General features: G+C 72.2%; 25 protein-coding genes. 7 read left to right on the forward strand and 18 right to left on the reverse strand.

Features of this window, described 5'->3' with window-relative positions; all coding sequences use genetic code 11:
- Positions 1–45: 45 nt before the first annotated feature.
- The 3 genes from WMF17_RS29405 to WMF17_RS29415 all read left to right on the forward strand — a co-directional run bounded on the left by WMF17_RS29405 (position 46) and on the right by WMF17_RS29415 (position 3,322).
- Positions 46–492: an Rrf2 family transcriptional regulator gene (locus WMF17_RS29405; protein ID WP_437644321.1), complete on the forward strand. Its 447-nt coding sequence runs from the start codon at positions 46–48 to the stop codon at positions 490–492.
- A 153-nt stretch (positions 493–645) separates the two neighbouring features.
- A complete protein-coding gene (gene trxA, locus WMF17_RS29410; RefSeq protein ID WP_437644322.1) occupies positions 646–969 on the forward strand; it encodes a thioredoxin in 324 nt (107 codons plus the stop codon).
- A 379-nt stretch (positions 970–1,348) separates the two neighbouring features.
- Complete coding sequence (locus WMF17_RS29415) at positions 1,349–3,322, forward strand: serine/threonine protein kinase (protein ID WP_437596489.1); 1,974 nt, start codon at positions 1,349–1,351, stop codon at positions 3,320–3,322.
- Positions 3,323–3,329: 7 nt separating this feature from the next.
- Here WMF17_RS29415 and WMF17_RS29420 read toward each other — a convergent pair whose 3' ends face one another.
- The 9 genes from WMF17_RS29420 to WMF17_RS29460 form a co-directional block, all read right to left on the reverse strand.
- The gene (locus WMF17_RS29420) at positions 3,330–4,709 is read right to left on the reverse strand and encodes a hypothetical protein (RefSeq protein WP_437644323.1); all 1,380 of its coding nucleotides are present in this window, start codon (positions 4,707–4,709) and stop codon (positions 3,330–3,332) included.
- 13 nt (positions 4,710–4,722) lie between these two features.
- Positions 4,723–6,468, reverse strand: coding sequence for a sulfate adenylyltransferase (sat, locus tag WMF17_RS29425; protein WP_437596491.1), 1,746 nt, complete (start codon positions 6,466–6,468; stop codon positions 4,723–4,725).
- A 124-nt stretch (positions 6,469–6,592) separates the two neighbouring features.
- Positions 6,593–7,165, reverse strand: a complete 573-nt coding sequence (locus WMF17_RS29430) for a Mov34/MPN/PAD-1 family protein (protein ID WP_437596492.1) — start codon at positions 7,163–7,165, stop codon at positions 6,593–6,595.
- Positions 7,159–8,109 carry a PLP-dependent cysteine synthase family protein gene (locus WMF17_RS29435; protein ID WP_437596493.1) on the reverse strand — a complete coding sequence of 317 codons (951 nt, stop codon included), beginning with the start codon at positions 8,107–8,109 and terminating at the stop codon, positions 7,159–7,161. Before WMF17_RS29435 ends, WMF17_RS29430 begins: the two co-directional genes overlap by 7 nt.
- Complete coding sequence (locus WMF17_RS29440; protein WP_437596494.1) at positions 8,106–8,465, reverse strand: hypothetical protein; 360 nt, start codon at positions 8,463–8,465, stop codon at positions 8,106–8,108. The genes WMF17_RS29435 and WMF17_RS29440 overlap by 4 nt, the downstream gene beginning before the upstream one ends.
- Before the next feature lies 1 nt (position 8,466).
- The gene (locus WMF17_RS29445; RefSeq protein WP_437596495.1) at positions 8,467–8,745 is read right to left on the reverse strand and encodes a MoaD/ThiS family protein; all 279 of its coding nucleotides are present in this window, start codon (positions 8,743–8,745) and stop codon (positions 8,467–8,469) included.
- Entirely contained in the window at positions 8,738–9,610 is an 873-nt protein-coding gene (locus WMF17_RS29450; protein WP_437596496.1) for a HesA/MoeB/ThiF family protein, read from the reverse strand. Before WMF17_RS29450 ends, WMF17_RS29445 begins: the two co-directional genes overlap by 8 nt.
- Positions 9,607–10,665 carry a cysteine synthase A gene (gene cysK / locus WMF17_RS29455; RefSeq protein ID WP_437596497.1) on the reverse strand — a complete coding sequence of 353 codons (1,059 nt, stop codon included), beginning with the start codon at positions 10,663–10,665 and terminating at the stop codon, positions 9,607–9,609. Before cysK ends, WMF17_RS29450 begins: the two co-directional genes overlap by 4 nt.
- Before the next feature lie 10 nt (positions 10,666–10,675).
- Positions 10,676–11,155, reverse strand: a complete 480-nt coding sequence (locus WMF17_RS29460) for an RrF2 family transcriptional regulator (protein WP_437644324.1) — start codon at positions 11,153–11,155, stop codon at positions 10,676–10,678.
- Positions 11,156–11,450: 295 nt separating this feature from the next.
- Here WMF17_RS29460 and WMF17_RS29465 point away from each other — a divergent pair, with 295 nt between their 5' ends.
- The gene (locus WMF17_RS29465) at positions 11,451–13,139 is read left to right on the forward strand and encodes an acyl-CoA dehydrogenase family protein (protein WP_437596499.1); all 1,689 of its coding nucleotides are present in this window, start codon (positions 11,451–11,453) and stop codon (positions 13,137–13,139) included.
- 489 nt (positions 13,140–13,628) lie between these two features.
- Positions 13,629–14,435, forward strand: coding sequence for a helix-turn-helix domain-containing protein (locus tag WMF17_RS29470; RefSeq protein ID WP_437596500.1), 807 nt, complete (start codon positions 13,629–13,631; stop codon positions 14,433–14,435).
- Between the two features lie 392 nt (positions 14,436–14,827).
- Here WMF17_RS29470 and ptsP read toward each other — a convergent pair whose 3' ends face one another.
- The 7 genes from ptsP to WMF17_RS29505 form a co-directional block, all read right to left on the reverse strand.
- Positions 14,828–16,825 carry a phosphoenolpyruvate--protein phosphotransferase gene (gene ptsP, locus WMF17_RS29475; protein ID WP_437596501.1) on the reverse strand — a complete coding sequence of 666 codons (1,998 nt, stop codon included), beginning with the start codon at positions 16,823–16,825 and terminating at the stop codon, positions 14,828–14,830.
- Complete coding sequence (locus tag WMF17_RS29480; protein ID WP_437644325.1) at positions 16,822–17,106, reverse strand: HPr family phosphocarrier protein; 285 nt, start codon at positions 17,104–17,106, stop codon at positions 16,822–16,824. The genes ptsP and WMF17_RS29480 overlap by 4 nt, the downstream gene beginning before the upstream one ends.
- Positions 17,103–18,164: an RNase adapter RapZ gene (gene rapZ / locus WMF17_RS29485; protein ID WP_437644326.1), complete on the reverse strand. Its 1,062-nt coding sequence runs from the start codon at positions 18,162–18,164 to the stop codon at positions 17,103–17,105. Before rapZ ends, WMF17_RS29480 begins: the two co-directional genes overlap by 4 nt.
- Positions 18,161–19,456, reverse strand: a complete 1,296-nt coding sequence (gene hprK / locus WMF17_RS29490; protein ID WP_437644327.1) for an HPr(Ser) kinase/phosphatase — start codon at positions 19,454–19,456, stop codon at positions 18,161–18,163. The genes rapZ and hprK overlap by 4 nt, the downstream gene beginning before the upstream one ends.
- Complete coding sequence (locus WMF17_RS29495; protein WP_437596505.1) at positions 19,453–19,932, reverse strand: PTS sugar transporter subunit IIA; 480 nt, start codon at positions 19,930–19,932, stop codon at positions 19,453–19,455. Before WMF17_RS29495 ends, hprK begins: the two co-directional genes overlap by 4 nt.
- Positions 19,933–20,346: 414 nt before the next feature.
- The gene (gene hpf / locus WMF17_RS29500) at positions 20,347–20,715 is read right to left on the reverse strand and encodes a ribosome hibernation-promoting factor, HPF/YfiA family (protein WP_437596506.1); all 369 of its coding nucleotides are present in this window, start codon (positions 20,713–20,715) and stop codon (positions 20,347–20,349) included.
- 239 nt (positions 20,716–20,954) lie between these two features.
- A complete protein-coding gene (locus WMF17_RS29505; protein ID WP_437644328.1) occupies positions 20,955–21,278 on the reverse strand; it encodes a sigma-70 domain-containing protein in 324 nt (107 codons plus the stop codon).
- A 361-nt stretch (positions 21,279–21,639) separates the two neighbouring features.
- Between WMF17_RS29505 and WMF17_RS29510 the strand changes: the two genes are divergently transcribed.
- Entirely contained in the window at positions 21,640–22,506 is an 867-nt protein-coding gene (locus WMF17_RS29510) for an oxygenase MpaB family protein (protein WP_437596508.1), read from the forward strand.
- Positions 22,507–22,567: 61 nt separating this feature from the next.
- Here WMF17_RS29510 and WMF17_RS29515 read toward each other — a convergent pair whose 3' ends face one another.
- Positions 22,568–23,623 (reverse strand): serine/threonine-protein kinase, encoded by a 1,056-nt coding sequence (locus tag WMF17_RS29515; protein WP_437596509.1) that lies wholly within the window; start codon positions 23,621–23,623, stop codon positions 22,568–22,570.
- A 227-nt stretch (positions 23,624–23,850) separates the two neighbouring features.
- Between WMF17_RS29515 and WMF17_RS29520 the strand changes: the two genes are divergently transcribed.
- Positions 23,851–24,882: an isocitrate/isopropylmalate dehydrogenase family protein gene (locus tag WMF17_RS29520; protein WP_437596510.1), complete on the forward strand. Its 1,032-nt coding sequence runs from the start codon at positions 23,851–23,853 to the stop codon at positions 24,880–24,882.
- Between the two features lie 493 nt (positions 24,883–25,375).
- Here the strand turns inward: WMF17_RS29520 and WMF17_RS29525 are convergent, their stop codons facing one another.
- Positions 25,376–25,819 carry a gamma-glutamylcyclotransferase family protein gene (locus WMF17_RS29525; protein WP_437596511.1) on the reverse strand — a complete coding sequence of 148 codons (444 nt, stop codon included), beginning with the start codon at positions 25,817–25,819 and terminating at the stop codon, positions 25,376–25,378.
- Between the last annotated feature and the right edge of the window lie 67 nt (positions 25,820–25,886).

Here is a 25,886-nt window from a genome sequence, read left to right on the forward strand (position 1 = left end):
CAGCGGACACCTCGGAGCCCTCAGATACGGCCGAGAGGCCCTTTCATGTCGTCGGGTCGCTTCGCCATCGCCACGCACGCCCTGGCGCTGCTCGCGCAGACCGGTGAGAGCTGCGCGAGCGACGCGCTGTCGGCGAGCATCAACACGAACCCGGCGTTCCTGCGGCGCATCCTCGCGCGCCTGTCGCAGGCCGGGCTCATCGAGGCGCGGGAGGGCCGCGCGGGCGGCTATCGCCTGGCGAGGCCGGCGAAACGGATCCGGCTGAGCGAAGTGTATGCCGCCGTGGAGCCGGAGGGCGCCATCGCGCCGAGCCCGTGCGAGCCGAACGCGAAGTGCCCGATCGGGGCGGGGATCCAGCGGGCGTTCGACGAGGTCGCGGACGCGGCCAACGAAGGGCTGCTGCGCGGCCTCTCGCAGAAGACCGTCGCGGACATCGCGCTCCGGGCGCAGCACCTCGGTCGCCCTGCGCCGGCGCCGGCCAAGGCCCGCTGATCGGCCCGCGCGGCGGTCTCCCCTCCCCTGGCAGAAACTGAAACCGTGCCTATAACAGTTCATGCGAGCGTCGCTGTCGCGACAAGGCCGGCGTCGAGCCGGCGCGCGCGGCAAGGGGCGCTCGCTCCCGAGGAGAACTGAAAGGACAGCGCCATGGGCAGCAGCAACGTCATTGAAGTCAACGACCTGAATTTCACTCGAGAGGTCCTGGAGACGGACACACCGGTGCTCGTGGACTTCTCCGCGTCCTGGTGCGCCCCCTGCAAGCGGCTCGCGCCGATCGTCGATGAGATCGCGGCGGAGACGGCGGGCCAGGTCAAGGTGGTCAAGCTGGACGTCGACGCGTCGCCCGCAGCCGCGAAGCGCTTCGGGATCCGGGGGCTGCCGACCGTTGTCGCCTTCCAGAACGGCGAGCCTCTGGGGCGGCACATCGGCCTCACGAACAAGAAGACGCTGCTCGCGCTCCTCGGACGTTGAGCATGTCGAGCGCGCCGGGCCTTCCGCCGGCGCCTCACCGCCGATCGCCTGCGTCGTGATGCTCCCCACACATGACGCGGATGCCGCCGCGGCGGCGTGCGCGGGTTTCCGACATCGACCTTCATTTGCGCGAGTCGCGCGCCTTCACCGCAGCGGCGCGCGTGGTGTGCGACGCTGCATCGCTCGTCCGCTGTCTTCGACGGACGCAGCATCCCGTTGACATCACCCCCCGATACGAGATCCTCTCGGCAAGGAAGCCCAGCATTCCGCAGCGCTGCTCGCGGCCGTCCGTCGAGGAGGTCCGGGGGTCGCCACGCGGAGCCCTGCCGGTGTGGGGTTTTGCTGGCATGGCGCGACTCAGCCTGGCTTCCCGAAGGCCATGGCTCTGTTCGACGACGACTTCGAGACGCTCGAGCAGCTCCCCGAGATGCGAAAATCTCGCGGAAAGGGCGGGGATTCGCACGGCCAGAGCCCCACGCCCGTGAACCCCGGCCGCGCCCGGGCGGAGCTCTCGGATCTCACGAGCGACGGCCCCCGCTACCAGGTGCGCTCGCTCCTCGGCGTCGGGGGGATGGGGGAGGTCCACTTCTGCAGGGACCGCCGCATCGGCCGCGACGTGGCCATGAAGGTCATCCGCGCGGAGCACCAGGGCGACACGACGCTCCGCCACCGGTTCCTCCGCGAGGCCCGGGTCCAGGGCCAGCTCGAGCACCCCTCGATCGTGCCCGTCTACGACCTCGGCCTGGACGCCAAGGGCTCGGCGTACTTCACGATGAAGCGCCTCCGGGGCCTCACGCTGGCGAGGATCCTGAACGAGCTCCGCGAGGGCGACGCGACGGCGCTGCAGAGCTTCTCGCGCCGCAAGCTGCTCACCGCGTTCTCGTCCATCTGCATCGCCGTGGACTTCGCCCACTCGCGCGGCGTGCTCCACCGCGACCTCAAGCCCGCCAACATCATCCTCGGCGACTTCGGCGAGGTGTACCTGCTCGACTGGGGCGTCGCGAAGCTCATCGATTCGCCGCACCAGACGATCGACATGGGGGAAGATCCCATGAGCACGAGGACCATCCCCGGCGACGTGCTCGGGACCCTCGGGTACATGTCGCCGGAGCAGGCGCAGGGGTGCGTCGACACGCTCGACGTGCGCAGCGACGTGTACTCGCTCGGGGCCATCCTCTTCGAGCTGCTCACGCTCAAGCCGCTCCATCCGAAGAAGGATCGCGGCGAGATGCTCGACTCGCTCATCCACGGGGCCGACGCGCGGGCGTCGGTGCGCGCGCCCGAGCGCGAGGTGCCCCCGGAGCTCGACGCCATCTGCGTGCGGGCGACCCGGCGCGAGCCGTCCGAGCGGTACCCGACCGCGCGCTCGCTCTACGAGGCGGTCGAGCGGTTCCTCGACGGCGACAAGGACGTGGAGCTCCGCCGCGGCCTCGCGGCGCGGCACGCGGGCCTGGCCGAGGAGAAGGTCGCCATGGCGCTCGCCGGCGGGAGGGAGGCCGAGAGCGCCCGCAAGGCGCTGCTCAGCGAGGTCGGCCAGGCGCTCGCCCTCGATCCGTCCAACGAGCGCGCCCTGGAGACGCTCCGGCGCATCCTGACCGAGCCGCCGCGCGAGATGCCGCAGGAGGTGCTCGCCGAGCTGGACGCGACCGCGGCGACGCGGCACCGGCTGCAGCTGCACGCGGGCATCCGCGCCGAGCTGCTCGCCACGGCGATCGCGACGCTCGTGGCCGCGGTGTGGCTGGGCATCCGCGAGTGGCAGGTCTTCGGCTTCATCCTGGGCTTCACGGCCCTGGCGGCGCTGATGAAGTTCATCGCGGCGCGCCTCGTCCACCGCCGGTCCGCGGAGTGGTACGCCTACGCCGGGTTCGTCTTCAACGTGCTCAGCTTCCTGTTCATCGCGCGCGGCTTCGGCCCGCTGCTCTTCATGCCGATGCTCCTCGTGATCTTCACGTACGGCAATTCGTTCACGTACCGGACGGCCTACCGCGTCGCCGTCGTCGTCACCGGCTGCGTCGCGGTGCTGGCCGCCGCGTGGATCGAGTACTCGGGCATCCTGCCCCGCTCGTACGAGTTCACGGGCGGCGCGATGGTCATCCTGCCCCAGGCCGTCGAGCACTCGAAGGTCCCGACGATCACGGCGCTGACGCTGACCACCCTGTTCATGCTTGTCGTGCCGGCGTTCATGATGGGCCAGCACCAGCACGCGCTCCGCGACGCGGAGCGACGCGCGTTCCTGCAGGCGTGGCAGCTCCGCCAGCTCCTGCCGGAGCGGGCCCAGTCGGGCGCCGTGACAAGGCCCACGCCGGAGCCGATCACCTCGCGCCGCCCGAGACGCCCCCGCACCGAGGGGTGAGCCGGCGTCAGTCCATGGGCCAGACCGAGAGGACCCAGACCGGCGAGCCGCCGCGCGCGGACACGCGGACGGCGGCGCTCTCCTCGATCTCGGAGCAGAAGGCCACGCCGGCGCCCTCGCTGTGCTCGCCCGCGTCGTCGCGCGCGGCGCGATCGCCCAGCTCGACCGAGATCCGGAGCGCGCGCATCTCGCCCCGGACCAGCGCCGCCGCCGCGAAGTAGCAGCGGCCCGGCTCGACCTGGACGGGGACGAGCGTGTCGCCCTGCGCGCCGACGGCCTCGACGATCGCCTGCGCGCGCGGCGCGGGCGCGCGGCGGCGCTGCAGCGCGAAGGCCAGGTTGCCCCGGGCGCGCGCGCCGAAATACCCCGGCACGTGCGAGGGCATCGGCCACTGCGCGTCGGACAGCACGACCTTCACCGGGCCCGCCGCCCCGAGGAACGGCACCTCGACGACCCCGGGCTCCCCGAGACAGAAGTCGAGCCGCGTGTCGGGCGCGTCGGACCGGTCGCGACCGAGCAGCCTCCCCGTGCCCACCTCGCGCGCCTCGGCGTCCAGGTCGGTCGCGCGGCGCACCGCGACGCCCGGGACCTCGGCCATCAGATCGAGCCGGTGACAGCCCTCGCTGAGCTTGACCGAGAACTGCCCGGTCCCGACCGATGAGGCGCGCATCTCGACAGGCGCGACGCGCGACGCCCCGTCCGCGCGGGCGCGGCGCGCGGCGCGCGCGACCCGGGCGTCGAGCGGCCCCGGATCGGCCGGTCGCCCCGGGTCGCCGCGCGGCGCGATGGGCCCGGACACCCGCTCGGGCAGGATGGCCTCGAGGCGCTCCGGCGGCCCGCTCGACGCCGCGACAACGACATCGAAGGCGCCTCGTGTCGAGAGCACCTCGACCGCCACGCGGCGCAGCCCCTCGCGCGCGGCCCCGCACCGGAGGATCGCCGCGGCCCCGGCGACGCTGTGGATGCGGCGCTCGTCCTCGGGATCCTGGCCCCGCAGCCGGTGCACGAGGCCCTCCAGGGCGGAGGGCTCGCCCGCGAAAGAGTCCGGCTCCAGCGTGAACTCGACGGTGCGCGACGCGAGGAACACGACGGTGAGGCACTCCTCGGCCTTCGGTCCAGCCGCGCCGGCCGCGCCGGCCGGCGGCGGGTCCACCGCCACCACCCTGACGCGGCCGTGCTCGATGAAGAGGGGGGAGAGGCGCGCCACGCGCGCGCCCGAGAGCGACCACATCCGCGCGACGCGCGCGGCATCATCGCTGAGGTCCGCGCGCGCCGGCGCCGCCGCGGAGAGGCCGGCGAGCGCGGTCAGGAGCGCGAGGGCCGCGCCGCGCGCGGCGCCGGCGGCCGCGCGGCGGCCCCGCTCGACGAGGCCGCGCGCCGCCGCCATCACGGCTCCAGGGCTACGACGAGCGGCGCATCGCCTCGATGAGGATGCGCGCGACCTCCGGACGGGAGAACTCGGGCGGCGGCAGCTCGCCGCGCTGGAGCATCTCGCGCACCTTCGTCCCGGACAGATTGACCTGCGTCGACGCGTCGCCCGGCGCCGTCTTCGCGGTGGCCATCGCTCCGACCACCGTCGAGTAGAACGCGTTCTCGAAGTTGAGCGTGGCGATGCCGAGCTCGCCGGGGCTGAAGACATTGAAGATCTCCTGCGCGTCGTACGTGCCGTAGTAGCTGCCGACGCCGGCGTGATCGCGCCCGACGATGAAGTGCGAGCAGCCGTAGTTCTTGCGCGCGAGCGCGTGGAAGATCGCCTCGCGCGGGCCCGCGTAGCGCATCGCCGCCGGGTAGATCGAGAGGAGCACGCGGTCCTTCACATAGTACTTCGCGATGAGCTCCTCGTAGCAGCGCATCCGGACGTCCGCCGGGATGTCGTCCGACTTCGTCGCGCCGACCAGCGGGTGGATCATCAGCGCGTCGCAGCTCTCCAGCGCCGTCTTGGTGATGAACTCGTGCGCCCGGTGGATCGGGTTCCGCGTCTGGAACCCGACGATGCGGCGCCACCCCTTCTCGGCGAAGTACGCCCGCGTCACCGCCGGGCCCCGGTCGTACGCCGGGAACGGCGACTCGACCGGCCGCTCCAGCACGCGGATCTCGCCGCCGACGTACACGGCGCCCGTGCTCATCAGGTAGGCGACGCCCGGGTGCTTCGTCTCGGTCGTCCGGAACACCTCCTGCGCCTCGAGCTCCTTGTTCGGCCGCCACTTGTCGCTCAGCTCGATGACCGCCACGATGCGGCCGTCGCGCGCGCGGAGCGCGGCCTCGGAGCCCACGCGGAGCCCCTCCGCCGCCTGCTCCGAGACGGCGAGCGTGATCGGCATCGACCACGGCAGGCCGCTCTCGAGCCGCATCTCGCGCACCACGCGCAGGTAGTCCTTCGAGTTCATGAAGCCGCGCAGCGGCGAGAACGCGCCGACCGCGATCATCTCGACGTCGCTCTCGGTCCGCTCGTCGAGCTCGATGACCGGCAGGCCCTTCGCCCGCTCGGCGAGCGACGCCTTCTCCGCGCCCTCGACCCACCGGTTCACGAGCTCGCCGCCGTGCGGCGCGATGAGCCCGCGGCCGCCGCCCGCCGCCGCCCCCGCGGCAGCAGCGCCGGACACCGCGACCGCGGCGCCGCGGCGCGGGACGTACCCGACCTCCTCGAGCTTGGCGAGGATCTTGGCGAGGCTCTCCTCCTTGGTCTCCTTGTCCGTGTAGACGACCACCTCGGGGCTCTCGGGCGCCTCGTACGGGTCGTCGATTCCCGTGAAGTTCTTGATCTCGCCCGCGAGCGCCTTCTTGTAGAGCCCCTTCGCGTCGCGCTCGGCGAGCACGGGGATCGCACAGGAGCAGTACACCTCGACGAACTGCGGGATCTGCGCCCGCTGCTCGTCACGGATCGCCTTGTACGGGCTGATGGCGGCCGTCATCGCGCACGCGCCCGAGCGGGCGATGAGCTTCGCCACGTATCCGATCCGCCGGATGTTCGTATCGCGGTCCTCCTTCGAGAACCCGAGCCCCTTCGAGAGGTTCGTGCGCACCTCGTCGCCGTCGAGCACCTCCACGTGGACGGAGCGGGCGCGGAGCTCGGCCGAGAGCATCGCCGCGAGCGTGCTCTTGCCAGCGCCGCTCAAACCGGTGAACCAGACAACAAAACCTGACATTTAGGCAACTCCTTCGATGATCAAGTGACAACTGCGGAATCGGCCTCGCTGGGCCTCGGGAGTAGATCCCTGCGAGCGGGTGCGGGCAGCGCGAGGACGACGGACGCGCCCCGGCGCGATGAGCTCAATCGACGACGGTGAACGTCGACGCGACGAACGCGGTGCCATCCCAGACGAAGAGGCGGTGCTCGGCGATCCGGGGCTTCCCGTCCGGGCCCCCGTCGCCCGAGCCGCCGCGCACGCTGGTGACGAGGAACGCGAGCGGGAACGCTGGCCCGGGCCCCATCACGATCTGGGCCCCCTCCTCGGCCGGCGGCTCGCCGCCGCTCATCATGGCGGCGTCCGTCGGGCTGAAGTAGGCGCCGGCATCGAGGTGCGAGTGGTATAGCACCTTCACCGGGCGCCCCTCCGCGGCCCCCTTCTCGACGGCATCGGAGAAGCGCTTCCCGTTGAAGTCGAAGAACGTCCGCGCCGTCCGGAAATACCGCTCCGGATCGACGGCGTGGAGCTTGTTCGCGATGTTATCCATCCGGATGTGCTCGTCGCAGAGCAACGACTCGCCCGCGGGCCCCTTCAGGTACCCGCAGGCCTCCTCGTCGCGCGCGTAACCGGCCAGCGCCTCGTCCTCGACCGCCTTCAGGACGCCCGCCTTCAGGACGACTCCGCCGGCGGTCCACGGGTGAGGTGACATCACCATAGGTAACGCTTCTCCCATTTCATAGGCGCAAAATAGCGGTCGCCCCGGTCCGGGACAATCGCCACCACGCACCCTCCCTGCTGTTCGCGGTGCAGGCGCTTCGCCACCTCGAAGGCGGCGAAGATGGCCGCGCCGCCCGAGTGCCCCACGTGCAGCGCCTCCTCGCGGGCGAGGCGGTCGGACATGTCCCAGCCGTCCTCCGTCGTGATGCGCATCGTCTCGTGGTACGCGCCCCCGTCGTGGATGGCGGGCACCAGCGAGCTCGGCAGGTGCTTGAGCCCCTCCAGCCCGTGGAGCGCGTCCGCGGGCTCGACCGCGATGCAGCGGATCGGCCGGTGGTGCTCCCGGAGCCGGCGGCTCGTCCCGACGATGGTGCCGCTCGTGCCGACCCCGGCCACGAAGTGCGTGATCCGGTCGCCGACCGCCTCGAGGATCTCCCGCGCGGTGCCGTGGTAGTGGGCGAGCGGGTTGTCCTCGTTCGAGTACTGGTCCGGGTAGAAGTACTTCTCCGGGTCCTTCTCGACCAGCGCGCGCACGTGGCGGATCGCGCCGTCGGAGCCCTCCATCGGGTCGCTGAGGATGAGCTCCGTGCCGAACGCGCGCGCGATGTCCTTGCGCGCCTTGGACACGTTCGACGGCATGACGAGCGCCACCTTGAAGCCCATCGCCGCGCCGAAGATCGAGTAGGCGACGCCGGTGTTGCCGCTCGTCGAGTCGATGAGCGTCTTTCGGCTGGTCAGGCGGCCATCTTCGGCCGCGCGGCTCATCATCCGCAGCGCGGCGCGGTCCTTCACCGAGCCGCCGGGGTTCGTGAACTCGAGCTTCGCGTACACCTCGACCGACGGCGTCTCGCGGCCGATGCGCGAGAGGCGCACGAGCGGCGTGTCGCCCACGGCGTCGACGACCGACCCGAGCCGGATCGAGCGGGCGAGGGAGTGCCTCATGACGGCGCGCCCTCCGGCAGCCCGCCCTCCGGCGCGCTCCGCTGCCCCGCCCCGGCGCCGCCCCGGCCGAGCGCGACCCGCATCTCGGCGAGGGTCGCCCGCGCCCCGGCGAGCACCGCCCGCGCGGCGGGCGACGCGACGAGCTCCGCGGGCGCGAGCGCGGCGACGTCGATCGCGCCCTCCGCGAGCGCGCCGAAGCCGGCGCCGCGCGCGTAGCGCTCCGCCACCTCGTGCGCGAGCGGCGGCGCGCCGCCGCTGCCGCCGAGCACGCGCGCCGTCGCCGCCCCGAGCCTCGCCTGTCCCTCTGGACCGATCTCCGCGAGCAGCACCTGGCGGAGATAGCGCGGGTCGTCCACCTCAGCCCCCGGCGATCGCCGGCACGATCGCGATCTGATCGCCGCCCTTCACGGGCGTCTTCAGCCCGTCGAGGAAGCGGATGTCCTCGTCGCCCACGAAGATGTTCACGAAGCGCCGCACCCCCTTCTCGTCGAGGAGGCGGTCGCGGATGCCCGGGTAGCTCTTCTCGAGGTTCTCGAGCAGCTCGCCGACGGTGCCGCCGGCGGCTTGGACCTCGTCCTGCCCGCCGGTGAGGGTGCGGAGCGGGGTCGGGATGCGGACGGTCGCGGTGTCAGCCATGGTCTTGGTCTCCAGTGTTGAGATGGGTCGGGGAGCCGCTCTCGCGGTCCTTTTCAACGTGGGTCGGGGAGCCGCTCTCGCGGTCCTTTTCAACGTGGGTCGGGGAGCCGCTCTCGCGGTCCCCTTCTTCTACAGCACACGAGATCACGTAGCGGGACGCGTCGATGGTCGCGATGTCGGCGCGCTCGCCGCACAGGGCGCAGCTGGGGCGCGCGGCGACAGGAACGCTCCGCAGGGTGTCCGAGAGGCCGTCGTAGGTCGCGATCCGGCCGTAGACCGACGTGTCGCCCGCGAGGATCGCGAGCGCCCGGTCCGCCGCGAGCGCGCCGGCCACGCCGCACACAGGGCCCGCCACGCCGGCCGTGGCGCAGTCCGGCGCGTCCCCGGTCGGCAGGTCCTCGAACAGGCAGCGGTAGCAAGGCCCCCCCTCCGCCGCCACCGCCATCACCGTCGTGCGCCAGCGGATCGCCGCCGCGTGCACAACCGGCGTCCTCGTGAGGCGACACACGTCGGCGATCAGGAACCGCGACGCGAAATTGTCGGTCGCGTCGACCACGACCGAGACGCCCGGCAGCAGGCCCGCCGCCGCGCTCGGCGCGAAGCGGCCGTGCCGGCGGTCGACCCGGAGCCCCGGGAAGCGGCGGCGCAGCGCCTCGGCGAAGGCGTCGAGCTTCGGGCGGCCGACGTCGTCGGCGTCGAACAGGATCTGCCGGTGCAGGTTGGTGAGATCGACCTGGTCGTCGTCGACCACCCGGAGCTCCCGCACGCCCCCCGCCGCGAGCACGAGCGCGGCGGGCGCGGCGATGCCCCCCGCCCCGACGAGGAGCACGCACCCGCGGATCGCCTCGCCGTCGCCGCCGCTCATCGGAAATACTCGTCCAGGCTGAAGTACCGCTCGCCTGTGTCGCAGAGGACCGTCACGACGTTGGCGTCGGGGCCGAGCTCGCGGGCGACGTCGAGCGCCACCCGCACCGCGGCGCCGGCGCTGATGCCGACGAGCAGCCCCTCCTGCCGCGCGAGCGCCGCCTTCGTCTCGTACGCGGCGCGATCGCTGACCGTGCGCACCTCGTCGACCACGCCCGGATCGTAATTCGCCGGGACGAACCCGGCCGCGAGCCCCTGGATCTTCGTGGGCCCGCGCTCGCCGCGCGAGATCGTCGCGCACGACTCGGGCTCGACCGCGATGACGCGCGTCGCGGGGCGCAGCCGCTTGAGCACGCGCCCGACGCCGCTCACCGAGCCGCCCGTCCCCACGCCGGCCACGAACGCGTCGATCGCCAGCGACTGCCGCGGGCCGGACCGCCCGGGCCGGTCGAGGCCGGCCATCGCGTGCAGGATCTCCCGCGCGGTCGTCTCCGCGTGGACGCGGGGGTTGTCGGGGTTGTCGAACTGGCTGAGGATGACCGCCCCCGGGATCTCGGCCGCGAGCGCGCGCGCCCTCTCGATGGCGCCCTCCATCTGCAGCTCGGGCTCCGTCAGCACGACCTCCGCGCCGTAGGCCTCGAGCAGCTGGCGCCGCTCCAGGCTCATGCTCGCCGGCATCGTCAGGATGCACCGGTACCCCTTGGCCGCGCACACGATCGCGAGCCCGATCCCGGTGTTCCCCGACGTCGGCTCGATGACCACGCCGCCCGCGCCCGCGCCGAGCTGCCCGCGCGCCTCGGCGCCCTCGATCATCGCGAGGCAGATCCGGTCCTTCAGCGAGCCGCCCGGGTTGTACTGCTCGGCCTTCCCGAAGACGCGCCCCCGGGGCGTCGCCACGTCGACGCGGCCGACCTCGAAGAGCGGCGTGTCGCCCACGAGGTCGAGCACGCTGTCGACGACGCGCGGGTGCGAGGGCAGCGGGGGCAGCTCGGCCTCGCCCGCCGCGGGTGCGCGGGGGACGCCGGGGGACAGGTCGGCTTGGTCGGGGCTTCTCATGGCTGTCAGCTCAGATCACGTAGGTCGACCGCTCCGGCCGCCCCTTGCGGTGCACGCCGAGCTCGACCCCGCGCTCACAGACGTCGGCGATCGACACCGAATCGAAGCAGCGCTCGATCGCGAGGGCCAGATCGAGGAACACCGCCGTGGGCGGATCGAGCGGCGAGCTCTCCGGGCTGCCGTCGTCGTCCGGCACGAGCACCGCGACCGGCCCTTCCAGGGCGCGGACGACGTCGCCCAGGCTGATCTCGCTCGCCGGCCGCGCCAGGTGGTAGCCCCCGCGCGGGCCCCGCTTCGAGCTGATGAGCCCGGCCTTCTTCAGATCCTGGAAAATCTGCTCCAGGAACCGGGCCGGGATGAGCTCCCGCTCCGAGATCTCGCGGATCTGCGTCGGCCGCCCGTCGTTGTGGAACGCGATATCGAACAATGCGCGCACACCGTAGCGACCCTTGTTCGAGAGCTTCACCGACAGCCATATGCATTGGTGCATCGGAGAAGTCAAGAACCGCACAAAGAGCGACTTGTGCTTCGTTCCGTGCGACACGGCACCCGAACAGCGCACAGAAACCGGGCGGCGCGCCGAAATTGACAGCCGGGGTTCACCGTCCGCTGCGTCACGGCGACGCGTCGCTCGGCTTCCTGTTGAACCGGATGGGACGTGTTCAGTAGCTTCGAGTCGATGAGGCTGCGAGTCGCCGCGCCTGCCCACATGGGCGCGCGGAACCGGATCGACGCGTCCGCGTCGGACGGTTCGGGCTGCGGCGCACCAACCCAGGAGTCGGCCGGTGGCTTTCTATCAAGACCCCCCATCACTCGGGAACCAGTACGACGATGACCGCGTGCTGCGGTCCTACCTCGCGCGGGTGCTGCCGCGCGAGGTGGCCGCGTCGATCACGCCCTCGCTCCGGGAGATGGGCGAGCTCGCGGGCGGCCGCCTCTACCGCCTGCAGCTCGCCGATCGCCCGAACGAGCCGAAGCTCACGTCGTGGGACGCCTGGGGCAAGCGCGTCGACCAGGTCGAGGTGACGCAGCTCTGGAAGGAGGCGGCGCGGATCGCGTGCGAGCACGGGGTCGTCGCGACGGCGTACGAGCGGGCGCACGGCGCGCTCTCCCGTGTCCACCAGTTCGCGCTCGCGTACCTCTTCGACGCGTCGAGCGACGTGTACACGTGCCCGCTCGCGATGACCGACGGCGCCGCGCGGGCCCTGCTCGCGAGCGAGAACCGCGCGCTCATCGACCGCGCGGTGCCCCGCCTGACGAGCCGCGACCCGGCGCTCGCCTGGACGTCGGGGCAGTGGATGACCGAGCGCGCCGGCGGCTCGGACGTGGGGCGGAGCGAGACCGTGGCGCGGCCCGGGCCGGACGGGGCCTACCGGCTCTACGGGACGAAGTGGTTCGCCTCGGCCGCCACGTCCGAGATGGCGCTCGCGCTCGCGCGCCCCGAGGGCAACCCGGAGGGCAGCCGCGGGCTCGCGCTGTTCTACGTCGAGCTCGCGGGCGAGGCGGGGCGCCGCGAGGGCGTGCTGCTGAACCGGCTGAAGGACAAGCTCGGCACCCGCAAGGTCCCGACCGCCGAGCTCACGCTCGACGGCGTCCTCGCGACGCCCGTCGCGGGCCTCACGAACGGCGTCCGGGCGATCGCGCCGATGCTCAACGTCACGCGCACCTGGAACGCGATCGGCGCCATCGCGGGGATGCGGCGGGGGCTCTCGCTGGCGCGCTCCTACGCCCAGAGCCGCGTCCAGTTCGGCACGACGCTGGCGGAGAAGCCGCTGCACATGGACACGCTCGCCGAGCTCCAGGCCGAGTTCGAGGGCGCCTTCCACATCACCTTCCGCGCGATCGAGCTGCTCGGGCGCGAGGAGACGGGCTCGCTCACCGAGTCGGAGGCGAAGCTCCTGCGGCTGATGATCCCGCTCGCGAAGCTCACGACCGCGAAGCAGGCGGTGTCGGTGCTGAGCGAGGTGCTCGAGGCGTTCGGCGGCGCCGGCTACGTCGAGGACACGGGGCTGCCCCGCCTGCTGCGGGACGCGCAGGTCCTCACGATCTGGGAGGGCACGACGAACGTGCTCGCCCTCGACGCGCTGCGGGTGATCCAGAACGACGGCTCGCTCGACATCCTCGCGGCCGAGGTGGCGCGCCTCCTCACCGGCGTGGTCGAGCCGAAGCTCGCCGAGGCCGAGACGGCCGCGTCGCGCGCGGTGTCCCACGCCCGCGCGTGGATCAAGGAGATGGCCGCCAAAGACCGCCCCGGCCTCGAGGCGGGCGCCCGCCGGGTCGCGATCACCCTGGGCCGGGCGCTGCAGCTCGCCCTGCTGGTGCGCCACGCGGCGTGGGCCATGGACCGCGAGCGCAGCCGGACCGCGCTGGCCGCGGCGGTCCAGTTCGAGCGCAACGGGGTCGACTGCATCCGCGACCACGACCCCGACACCATCGGGGCGCTCGCCGAGACGCGGCAGAAGCCCGCCACCTGAACCGACGACGCCGCACACGGCACTGAACAGCGCCCCGAGCAACCCGGGTGCTGCGCCGCCTTCAGCGGCCGGATCCGTCCTGCCTCGCGAGCCTGCGACGAATTTTCCGCGGACTACCTGCGTTCTAAGCGCACAGAATAAATGATGGGTTTCAGATAGTTGCGGACGCCGTGACGGACCGGATGCGGACGATCTTTGTCCTACCGGCGCGCGAAGGCACTAGACGGAATTAACTGAACGGGCATACAGTAATCCGTAGCTGCGGCGCTGAACGCGTGCCCGACGGGGGCGGCGTGCGGGTGGTCCTGTCCCTGGGGGCGGGGGCCGCCGGCGCGGCGTCTCCGGTGGGGCGAGATCCGCCTGCGCGCGCCCGCTCCGGCGCGTGAGGGACTTCGTCCGCCTCGTGGACGGATCGGGCACGCGTGGCCCCGGGCACGCGTGCGGCGCGCGGTGGTGGCGAGCGCACACGACGAGCTGCGAAGAGGCGAGATGAAGACGCAATACACGCTGCTGTCCGGCGAGACGGTCGAGTTCGCGACGCCGACCGGCGAGCTCGGCACCTTCCTGTGCCGGGTGCTGGCGGCGGCCCGGGATCCGTCGGTGTCCGAGGCCGAGTTGACCGAGCTCGTCCTCGGTCCGGAGAACCCGCTGCTGGACAGGACCGCCGTGGCGGGGCGGAGCATCGCGACGGCGGAGGTGTACCGCGATCCGGCGTTCCACGTGATGCTCGACTGCCTGGCGCGCAAGCGGCTGCCGCCCGAGTCGGCGGTGGCCACGCCGCGGACGCGGTACACGATGACGGTGCCCGAGGCCGCGCAGCAGCTCGGCATCTCGGAGAGCGCGGTGCGCCAGGCGATCTACGCGGGGCGGCTGCGCGCGAGCAAGGAGGGCGGCACCTACTACCTCGATCCGCACGCGGTGGCGGGTTACCGGGTGAGCAAGCGCGGGCCGCGGCGGCAGGACCAGGACGCGAAGGGGCCGCCCGGGGGGACGCTCGACGCGCGCATCGGATCAGGCCCGGACGCGAGCTTCCGGGTGAAGCACAGCCGCGACGACTTCGAGCTGACGGAGAAGCGCGGACCGGAATGGACGGGCAGGATCCCGGCGGGGTGGCGGCGCATCGCCGTCCTCGGCACGTCGAAGGATCGCTCGCGTTACTGGGAGATCGAGCCGGCCGAGGGGGAGAGCGTGCTGCACTTCGAGGGATTCTACGTCCGTGGGGGCTTCCGCATCGTCGAGACCGTGAGCAGCACGCAGCGGGCCGTGGCGGCGTTCAAGGGGTTCCAGCCGCGATGAGCGCGGGCGGCGCCCGCCGGATCAGAAGCGGGCCTGGACGCTCGTTCCGACGCCGATGTTGTTCCTGGACAGCGCGGCGAGGTCGACGCGGAGGACGAGCGAGGCCTCGGTGTCCAGCCCCTCGATGAACCCCGGCATCTACCGAGCGCCACCGCGCAGGCGGTCAGCGCGCGCGACACGCGCGACGCGGCCGGCGCCGCGGGCGAACGCCCCGGCGCGCCCATCGCGCCGCGCGCCGGAGAGGGGGAGCCTCGGAGGGCGGTGTCGTTGCCCCCGGCGCCGCGTCCATGGCTGTACGGGACTTCATGGAGCGGTATCACGCCAGGAAGCGATCCACGCGAGCTCAAGCGAAAAGGAGGTGAGCGGGCGAGGCGGTCGACCCGCGGCGCAGGTCACCGCGCGTCGCGCTCTCCCGTGAGCAGATCGTAGAGATCCGGCGCGAACGCCGCGGCGACGCAGCACTCGACCTCCTCCGCCGTGGCGTAGGCGAGCGCCTCCGCCGCGACCGACTCGGCCTCGGCGACCGTCACGCGCCGGAGCGTCTCCTTGATTTCGGGGATCGCCGCCGCCTCCATCGAGAAATCGCGGAGGCCCAGGCCGAGCAGGAGCAGGGCGGCGAGCGGGTCGCTCGCCATGGCGCCGCAGAGCGAGACCGGACGACCGAACTCCTGCCCCGCCCGGATCACCTTCGTGATCAGCCGGAGGATCGAAGGATCGAAGGGCGAGGCCAGGTAGGCGAGCGAGCGGCTGGTCCGATCGACCGCGAGCGCGTACTGGATGAGGTCGTTCGTCCCGAGGCTCATGAACGCGGCCTCGCGCGCGAAATGGTCGACCATGATCGCCGCCGCGGGCACCTCGATCATCACGCCGAGCGGGATCTCGTCGGCGCACGGCTGGCCGCGGGCGCGCACCTGCTCCTGCGCGCGGTGGAGCAGCGCGCGCACCTGCCGGAGCTCGCCGAGGCCCGCGACCATGGGGATCATGATCCGCACGTCGCCGTAGGCGGAGGCGCGCACCATGGCGCGGAGGTGCTCGAGGAAGACGTCGGGGCGCGAGAGCGCGAGCCGGACCGCGCGGAGGCCGAGCATCGGGTTCATCTCCGGCGGCACCTGGAAGGTGGAGACGAACTTGTCGCCGCCGATGTCGAACGTGCGCAGCGTGACCGGCTTCGGGCGGAGCGCCTCGACGACGGCGCGGAAGATCTCGAACTGCTGGTCCTCCGAGGGGGGGGACGTGCGATCGATGTAGAGGAACTCGGTGCGGTAGAGGCCGATGCCGTCGGCGCCCTGATCGCGCGCGAGGATCGCCTCGGCCGGGAGCTCGACGTTGGCCCGGAGCGACACCTTGACCCCATCCTTCGACTGGGCCGCGCGGTGCCGGGACTCCGAGAGCTCCTTGGCGAGCGCGCCGAGGCGCTCGGCGCGGGCGCGCGCCTCGGCGAGCTCGGCGGGCCCGGGGCGGACGATGACCGAGCCGCGCAAGCCGTCGATCACGACGATGTCGCCCGTGATCACGCGCTGCAGCACGTCGCTGACGCCGACCACAGCCGGGATCTCCAGCGCGCGCGCCATGATGGAGGTGTGGCTCGTGCGGGTGCCGACCTCGGTGACGAAGCCGACGACCGGTTCGTCGACCATGGCCGCGGTGTCCGCTGGCGACAGATCGTGCGCGATGAGGATGGTGGGCCCGGAGAAGCGCGGCAGCGCCGCGCCGAACGTCGCGGGCATGGCGATCGAGTTCTGCAGCTCGATCAGGCTGCGGGTGGAGAGCGGCGAGGTGTCCCGCGAGGACGGCGGCTCCTGGGGCGGGAGGCTGAAGGCGCGCAGCAGGCGCTCGCCGACGAACATGACGTCGTGGCTGCGCTCGCGCAGGTAGGGGTCGTCGAGGGCGGCGAAGCGGCCGGCGATCGCCTCGCAAGCGGTCGCGGCCGCCCACTCGGCGCATTGCCGCTCCTCGGTGACCTGGCGCTTCACGGCGTCGGCGAGCACCTCGTCGCCGAGCATCAAGAGGTACGCTTCGAGGATCGACGCCTCGGCGCGGTGATCGCCGACGCGCTTCGCCATGTCGCGGAGCTCGTCCTGCGCGCGCTCGACCGCGGCCTCGAAGCGCTCGATCTCTGCCTTGATCTCGCCGGAGCTGACGCGGCGGCGCGGGTGATCCGTCCTGTGCCCGCCGATCACGACGGCGGCGCCGATGGCGACTCCGGGCGACCCGGAGATGCCCCGCAGCGTCTCGGTCCGGGCGCCGGGCGGCAGCGAGCTCCCGCGGGCGCCGGGCGTCGCCGGGTCGCTCGTCGCGCCGGGCGCCGCCGGGTCGCCCCGGGCGGCGTCCGCCGGGGCGGGAGGATCGCCCGGGGCTCCCGCGGAGAGCGCGCTCCGGCCGCGCGTCACTCGGGTTCTCCGAAGCGCGAGGCGATCAGCGCGCCGATGGCGGAGACCGCGTCGGCGGCCTGATCGCCGGTCGCGCGGACCTCGATCACGGTGCCCATCGAGCCGCAGAGCAGGAGCACGCCCATCACGCTCTTCGCGTTGGCCGACTGCCCATCAGGCCCGGTCAGCGAGATCTCGCAGTCGTAGCGGCCGGCGAGCTGCACGAGCTTCGTCGCGGCGCGCGCGTGCAGCCCGCGCACATTGATGATGGTGAACCGCATCGTCACCGGCTCGGTCGTCACCGCTCGCCCCCCGTCACGCTCTTGTCCGACGCCGGGCGAGACTCCGGCGCGGCCGCTCCCGGCTGAACCCGCCGGAGATCCACGCTGGGCGTCCCGGCCATGCCCTCACCCGCCCCCGAGGGTACTATACTACTGCTCACCCGGGCGACGTCCCGGTGCACGACTGTGATCGGGAGCCCCGTCTTCCGCCGCAGGCTGTCGCTGAGCACGTTGGTGAGCACGACGGAGCGGTGCCGGCCCCCGGTGCACCCGATGCCGATCGTGAGATAGCTCTTTCCCTCGCTGGCGTAGCGCGGCATGCAGAACGAGAGCAGCCCCTCCGTTCTGCTGATGAACTCGAGGGCATCTGCGTTCTTCAGGATGTACTCGCGCACCGGCTCGTCGTTGCCCGTCAGCTCGCGGAGGCCGTGGACGAAATACGGGTTGTCGAGGAAGCGGACGTCGAAGAGCAGATCGGCGTCGAGCGGGATGCCGTACTTGTAACCGAACGAGATGAACCGGGTGGACATCCGGGGCACATCGACCTTCGCCGGGCGCAGCCGCTCGATGACGACGCGGCGCAGGTCGTGCGTCGACAGCCGCGTCGTGTCGAGCTCGATGGTCGCCCTCGCCCGCAGCGACGCGAGCCGCTCGCGCTCGAGGAGGACGCCGTCGAGCATCGCGATGGCGCCGCTGCCGCCGGTCGTCAGCGGGTGCGGGCGCCGGGTCTCGCTGAAGCGCCGGAGCAGCGTCTCGTCCGAGGCGTCGAGGAAGAGGATCACCACGTCGCGGCCGACCCGGATCGAGTCGAGCGCCGCCGTGGCGCCCGCGAGGAACGAGCCCACCCGGACGTCGATGCCCAGGCCGATCCGGGTGATCCCGCCCGCCTCGCACGCCTCGACCGCCGGCTGGACGAGCGACGTGGGCAGGTTGTCGACGCAGAAGAAGCCGAGATCCTCCAGGGCGTGGAGCGCCGTCGACTTGCCCGCGCCCGAGAGGCCCGTGACGACGACGACGCGCGACGTCGCGCCGTCGGGCGGCGGCTGCGCGGGCGGCTGCGGATCGCCTCCGCCGCTCACCCTCGCCTCCTCGGCCGCGGCAGGCTCACGGACGACTCGGTGGCGTCGAACCCGGGGCTCGGCCGCTCCGGGGGCGGGGGCGGCCTCCCCCGCTCCACGGGCTGCCGGTAGGCGCTGCTCGGCGGGCTCTGCAGGTCCCCGTGGCCCGGCCGCGGCGGCCGGGGCGGGCCGTGCGGCGCCGCGTGGCGCGGGGCCCCCTCCTCCGCGAGCCTCACCGGCGGCGGGACCGACGACTCCTCGGCCGAGCGCTCGCGGAGCAGCTCGCCCTCGACGGAGCCGAAGAACTCGCGCGCCGCGTGGAACCCGGCGTTCTTCAGGAGCTCGTTGCGGGCGGCGACCTCGAGGATCGACGCCATGTCGCGGCCCGGGCGCACCGGGATGACGAGCTCGCGGATCTTCACGCCGAGGATTGTGTGGTACCGCTCGTCGAGCCCGAGCCGGTCGTACTCGGTGTCCTTCGACCACTCGACAAGCTTCACAACGACGTCGATCCGCTTCCGCTCGCGGATCGAGGTGACGCCGAAGAGGTCCTTCACGTTGAGGATGCCGAGGCCGCGCACCTCGAGGTGGTACCGGAGGAGCTCCGCCGGGGCGCCGAACACCATGCCGGGCGGGCGGTAGTCGCACTCCACGGCGTCGTCGGCCACGAGCCGGTGGCCGCGCATCACGAGGTCGAGCGCGCACTCGCTCTTCCCGATCGCGCTCGATCCCATGAGCAGGAGGCCCACGCCGAAGACGTCGACGAGCACGCCGTGCAGGCGGATGCGCGGCGCGAGGCGATCGTCGAGCAGCGCGTGCAGGGCGGTGATCGTGACGCTCGACCGCACCGCCGAGACGAGGAGCGGCGTCCCGCTCTCCTCGGCGCACTGCGCGAGCTCCGGCACGGGGACGAGCCCGATGCCGGAGCCGTTGGTCTCGAACGGCTGGTCGCCCTGCGTGATGATGACGCAGCAGAGGCCGAGCTCGAAGAAGCCGCGCAGCGACAGGAGCCGGTCCTCGCGGGTGAGCTTGTGGAGGAACGAGAGCTCGGTCTGCCCGAGGATCTGCACCCGCGTCGGGACGATGCCGTGGAAGTGGCCGACGAGCGCGAGCCCCGACTTCTGGATGCGGGTGTTCATGATGGGCCGGTCGAGGCCCGCCGCCCCGGCGATCAGCGTGAGCTCGATGCCGAGCCCTTCGTCGGCCATCAGGCTCCGCACCGTGAGGGCGGGGCGGTCGGGCCGCCCTGCGCCGGTGGGGGGCACCCGGCCGCCTCCGTCCCCTTCCTGTGTGCTGCCGCGCGAGCTGCTCATGATACCGACCTCCCTTCCTCGGCGGCGATGAGCTCGAACGCCGCCCGCCCGGTCGAGGCGCCGAGCAGCCGCCTTCTGAACGCCTCGTCCCGCAGGAGGCGGGAGATGCGCGCCAGCGTCTTCAGGTGCTCCCCGGTGGCCCGCTTCGGCCCGATCACGGCGACGAGGATGGACACCGGCGCCCCGTCGATGGCGTCGAAGTCGATCGGCTTCGGGCAGAGCAGCACGGCGCCGATCAGCCGCTCGACGCCCTCCATGGCGCCGTGGGGGATGGCCACGCCGCTGCCGACGCCGGTGGACTGCAGGCGCTCGCGCTCGGCGAGGACGCGCTCGATGTCCTCGGTCTTGACCCCCTGCTGCCCTGTCGCGAGCAGGGCGGCGAGCCGGTGGAGCGCGTCCGCCTTGGAGCGGACGACCCCCTCCTGCTCGCTGGCGACGGAAACCTGGTGCGCGGTCAAGATGTCGCAGACTTGCATGCTGATTTCGGCGCTCGGGAGAGGTGAGAGGGCTCTGGAGTGGCGCCCGTGGCACGGACGGCGCGGCGCTCGGCCAGGGCCAGGCGCGCCGACGGTGGCCATCGTACCCTGGGGACCTCGGGTACGCGACTCAAGGACGCTATCGCGGCCAGCGGCCCCGGAGGGAGCGTTCTTCGCCTCGTGATCGCGGGCGACCGCCGCAGCGCGGGCGGCGGGATCCCGCACGCGTTGCCAGCACGCGTGCGGGATCAGGCCCGCGGCGACGATCGCCCTTCGACGCCGCGGCGGCTCGCTTGCGGGGAGCCGCGGCCGCCGCGACAGCGAGCGCGGCGGCTCACCTGCGGGAAGCCGCCGCCGCCGCCGCGACAGCGAGCGCGGCGGCTCGAATGGGGTGCGCCCCGCCGACTCGGCGGCTCAGGATCGGGTGCGTCCCGCCCCTGCCACCGCTTCCCTCTCCACCTCGGCGGCGTACTCTCCGGCGCTCGTGCCGCCGCGCTTGCGCGCTATGGTGTGCCCCTTTCCATCGCGGATCTGCCGCTCGATCTTGTCGTGGACCATGTCGATCGATGCGTACATGTCCTCACCCTGCTCGGTCGCCTGGAAGGCCAGGCTGCCGGAGGAGATGCGGACGTCGGCGACGTGGGTCAGGCCCTCGACGGAGAGGGTGACCTGCGCCGTCATCGCCTGCCTAAGGAATTTCTGGAGCTTGGCGACCTTCTCGTGAGCATACTTTTTGACGGCCTCGGTACCCACCATGTGCCGGAACGTGATCGTAATGTTCATCAGGCCAGCCTTCCTTCCCTGACGCGTACAGGAAACAATCGACTACGGATACAGAGCACCCCTCCATCTCCATAGTAACACTGCTGTAGAGCTCTGGTCTGCCCTCAACGGCGCGGCGCTTTCGTTTTGTTTGGCTCCGTTTCGTTCTGCTCGTTCTGCATGCCCTTGCTGGGTCTTGCCGAGTTTTGCCGCGTCTTGCCGCGCTGCGCTGCGTCCGGCGTGGCCTCCACGCGTCCTCTTCAACAAGTCTTGGCACGCCCGGCTTGTTCCAGCGCCCGGCGCACCGTGTGCGGGGCATGGCCAGAAGCCAGCGCGATCTCGCCGATCGTGGGTGTGCGCCCAAGCTCGGCCGCGAGCCGCCTCGCGCTCGCGAGGACGGCGCGGAGCACCTCGACGTCGCCCGAGTCCAGCGGCTCGGCAACGCGGAGGCCCTCGGACTCGAGCTGGTCGATGATGTGCTCCACCTCCTCATACGAGACCGGCCGGCGGTCGATGACCTCGGCGATGTCGTTGAGGTCCACCCGACCGGTCGACCGATGGCGCGTAAGGAGCTCCTGGATCATGTCGTCAATGACAGGCTGCACGGAGCTAGGGTGCCACCTTCGCGCAGGCAGCGCACGCGTAGCCGCCCCAGCGCCGGCGCCCGTACCTCTGAGCCGCCCGAGCGCTCCGGCCCGTCCTCCGCGACCGCCCCGGCGGCCGGGGCGGTCGCGGAGGCCTGAACAGCTGACGCGCGGGGCGCGGGCCGCCTCGCCCCACCCCCACGTCATGGCCACGGCGCCCGGTGTCCGTCCTCACCTCGTCTGCTCCACCTCGGCGCATGGGCAGCCCCCGCACCGGCTCAACGACGTCTCCGCCAGAGACCGCGGAGATATGATAGACACAGTGGAGTCATCGAGCGGATACATATCAGGAGATCTATCCATGCGCTGGGCTCCTCCCGAATCGCGATCCCGTTATGCGATCCGCGACCATATCGAGGCGAACCTCGATCCGGTCAAGGACCATCAAGAAATCGCGTTTCTCACGACATACTATGATTTCCCGTGGGACACGCGGCGCGCCCTCGAGCTCGCGCTGCTCCGTGTCTTCGGCATCGCGAAGGGCACACCGCTCCTGGTGCAGACAGGGGAGCTCCTGCAGCGCACCCAGAAGCGCTACGACGACACGACCCTCATCCTCTCCGAGATCCTGGAGAACGGATACGACAGCGAGCGCGGCCGGGCGGCGCTGCGCCGCATGAACCAGCAGCACAGGCGCTACACCATCCCGAACGACGAGTACCTGTACACGCTGTCGACCTTCATCTTCGAGCCCGTCCGCTGGAACGAGCGCTTCGGCTGGCGGCCGCTGACCCGGAAAGAGAAGCTCGCGGGGTATCACTACTGGAAGCAGGTCGGGACGCTCATGAACATCCGGGACATCCCGCCGAGCTTCGAGGCGTTCGAGCGCTTCAACCTCGAGTACGAGGCGGAGCACCTGCGGTTCTCGGAGAACAACCATCGGCTCGCCGTCGCGACGCGCGACCTCATGCTCGGCTGGGTGCTGCCGAAGGCCCTGTGGCCGCTCGGGGCGCAGGTCATCCACGCGCTCATCGACGATCCCCTGCTCGACGCGGTCGGGCTGCCGCGGCCGCCGCCCGCGCTGCGCCGCATCGTCGCGGCGGCGCTCCGCGCGCGCGGCCCGCTGCTGCGGGCGATGCCGCGCCGGCGCTCGCCGCGCCTGCTCACCAGGATGAAGAACCGCACGTATCCGGAAGGTTACCGCGTCGAGGACCTCGGCGCGCGGTGACCCTGCATCGGCCCGTCAGCGCATCGGCGCATCCGCGCCGGAGGGGATACCGCCTGTCCGTTCAGGGCAGCTGGCGCCGCAGGAACTTGAGCGCCTCGCGCGCCGCCGGGTTCACCGGCTCGTAGACGTCGGGGGTCTTCCGGAGCGGCGCGCCGATCGGCTCGCCGGGACGGGCGCCGAGGATGCGCTCGACGTCCTCCAGGAGCGATTGCATCGAGTCGAAGCGGTTCCCGGGCAGCTTGCGGAGCGCGGTGGCGACCAGCGCCTCGAGGCGCCGGTCGATGCCGGGGCGGATCGTGCTCAGGCGGGGGGCCGGCGTGCAGGCGTGCTGGGCGACGACCACCACGTCGTCCGGCGAGGAGAAGGGCAGCTGGCCGGCGAGCATGCGGAACATCGTGATACCGAGGGCGTAGATGTCGGTGCGGCCGTCGACCGGATCGGCGAGGGCCTGCTCCGGGGCCATGTAGGGGACGGTGCCCAGCACGAGGCCGGCCGCGGTCACGGGGCCGGATCTCAGCTTGGCGAAGCCGAAATCCATCACCTTGAGCACGCGCCGGCCGCTCGGGGAGCGGACGAGGAACATGTTGTCCGGCTTCACGTCGCGGTGGACGATCCCGACCGCGTGCGCGTCGGCGAGCGCCGACGCCGCCTGCCGTATCAGCGGCAGCGCGACGGCCTCGCTCACGGCCACCTCGCGGCGGAGCAGGACGCCGAGCGACTCGCCGGTGAGGAGCTCGAGCACGATGAATGGGGACCCGTCCTTGCGCTCTCCCGCGTCGAAGACCCGGATGATGTTGGGGTGCCCGAGCTCGGCCGCCACCTCGAGCTCACGGAGGAACCGCTCGCGCTGGGTCCGGTCCGCGGCGAAGTTGCGGTTCAGGATCTTGATCGCGACCTGCTCCTTCGTGCGGCTGTCCACCGCGAGGTACACGCGCGACATCCCGCCGGCGCCGATGAAGCCCTGGATCACGTAGCGATCCTCGAGGACGGCGCCGAACTGCCGCGTCGGCTGCGCGGGCGGCGCGGACGACAGGGACTCGACGAGGCGGGCGCCGTCGTCGGGGCAAAAGCCGTAAGAGCGGTCGGCGTACGCGCGGTGGCAGCGCGGGCAAATCATGGACGCGCGTCATGATGGCGGCGCGAACGGGGAACCTCAAGGGGACTTGCGCCCGGCGGGCGATCTCGCGAGGGGCCGACCGGACGAGGGGAGGCCGCGATCTACCTCGCCGGAGCGGCGGCGCGTCCCGCCGCTCCGGCGAGGTAGATCGCGGCGTGCACCTCGGTTATGTGTGCGACTTTCCTCCTCAACGCGACGATCACCTCGAGCCCGAGAAGAGACAGCCCGTGACCTCACCGAAGCACCCTGCGACCCTGATCCCCGGCGACGGCATCGGCCCCGAGATCGTGGAGGCGACGCTGCGCGCCCTCGACGCCCTCGGCGCGCCTTTTGAATGGGAGACGTGCGTGGCCGGCATGGCCGGCGTCAAGGAGGCCGGTGATCCCCTGCCCCGGTCCACGCTCGACAGCATCCACCGCACGCAGCTCGCGCTCAAGGGGCCGCTCGAGACGCCGATCGGCGGGGGATACCGCTCCTCGAACGTGCGCCTGCGGCAGGAGTTCAAGCTCTTCGCGAACGTGCGGCCCGCGCGCACGCTGGTCCCGGGCGGCCGCTACGAGAACATCGACATCGTGCTCGTGCGCGAGAACCTCGAGGGCCTCTACGTGGGCTTCGAGCACTACATCCCGATCGGCAGCGACGAGCACGCGGTGGCGATCGGCTCGGGCGTGAACACCCGGGTCGGCTCGCGCCGCATCGCCGAGTTCGCCTACGACTACGCCGAGAAGCACGGCCGCAAGAAGGTCACCATCGTCCACAAGGCCAACATCATGAAGGCCCTCACCGGCCTCTTCCTCGAGACCTCGCGCGAGGTGGGCAAGGGCTACGAGGGCCGCGTGGCGACCGACGAGCGCATCGTGGACGCGTGCGCGATGCAGCTCGTGCTGAACCCGTGGCAGTTCGACGTCATCGTCACGACGAACCTCTTCGGCGACATCCTCTCGGACGAGATCGCGGGCCTCGTCGGCGGCCTCGGCATGGCGCCGGGGGCCAACATCGGCCAGCACGCCGCCATCTTCGAGGCGGTGCACGGCTCGGCGCCGGACATCGCCGGCAAGGGCGTGGCGAACCCGATCGCGCTGATGCTCGCCGCCGCGATGATGCTCGACCACGTGGGCCACGGGGAGCTCGCCGGCCGCCTGCGCGCCGGGATCGACGGGGCGCTGAACGTGGACGGGGTGCGCACCCGCGACCTCGGCGGCAAGTCGGACACGAAGGCGCTCACGGACGCCATCGTGGCGCGCATCCAGAACGGCTGAGCGGTCGCGGCGGACCTCGTGTCGGCCGTCGCGGCGGAGGGCGCCGCGGGCGCGGGATCAGTCGCCGCCCGAGGGCGCGGCCGGGAGCGGGAGCGTGAAGTGGAAGGTCGTCGTCTCGCCCGGCTCGGCAGGTCGTCCCCTGGCCGCGCGCCGCCCGGACGAGGGGCATCTCGTGGCGCGGAAGGGGCTGCCCGCCCGGCGCGCAGAGGAGCACGCGCTGGGCGGGCGCGGGCGTCGTGAGGGGGTGCGGGCCGCCGCAGAGCTGCCGCAGCGGCGGCTCGCCTCCGCGAGCTGGGCGGAGGCCGCTGCGGGCTCTCCGTTCGTGCCCGGGGTCCGGTCATGCGCCGAGATCATCGTCACGCGTCCTGGGGCTTCGGCCTGGCACCTGCGGAGGAAGGCGCCGCTCGATCGGATGGCGCGTCGGCCTCGTTCCGGCGGCGTGAGCGAGCGGACGGGGGCGGGCGGTCCATGCTGTGGGCCGAGCTGTCGGCGGTCAGCGGGACGGATCGAAGCGGCGTTTGGCCCAGCTCACGAGCGGGCTGTTGTCGCGGGTCCGCGCGGCGCCGGGCGCGCCACGACGTTTCCGCCAGTCGCCTTCGCGGACGCGGCGGCATCCTGCGGCCTGTTCCATCGAGAGGAGGTAGGCCTGGGCCTCCCGCCCGTCGGCGAGGCGAACGGCGGCGCGACGGTGCAGGATCGGGTGTCCCCGGTGCACGTCGAGCGCGGCGAGCGCGGCGAGCGCGACGGCGTAGAGCTCGCCGGTCACGGCGACGAGCCCGCCCTCGACGAGGGCGCCGCTCGTGCCCAGGTCGACGAGCGCGTACTGGGGGGTCGTGCTCGCCTCCCCGAGCGGGCGTGCCGCCGAGAGCCACTCATGCTGGTCCTCGCCCTTCATGAGGTTGTCGTAGACGAAGAGCGTGATCTCGCTGGTGGTCATCTGGCGTGGTCCCCGGGACGGGCTCGGCGGCCCGGCAGAGACCCTCGCAAAGGGAGGGGACGGGCGC

The sequence above is a fragment of the Sorangium sp. So ce362 genome, assembly GCF_051519845.1.
Taxonomy (GTDB): domain Bacteria; phylum Myxococcota_A; class Polyangia; order Polyangiales; family Polyangiaceae; genus Sorangium.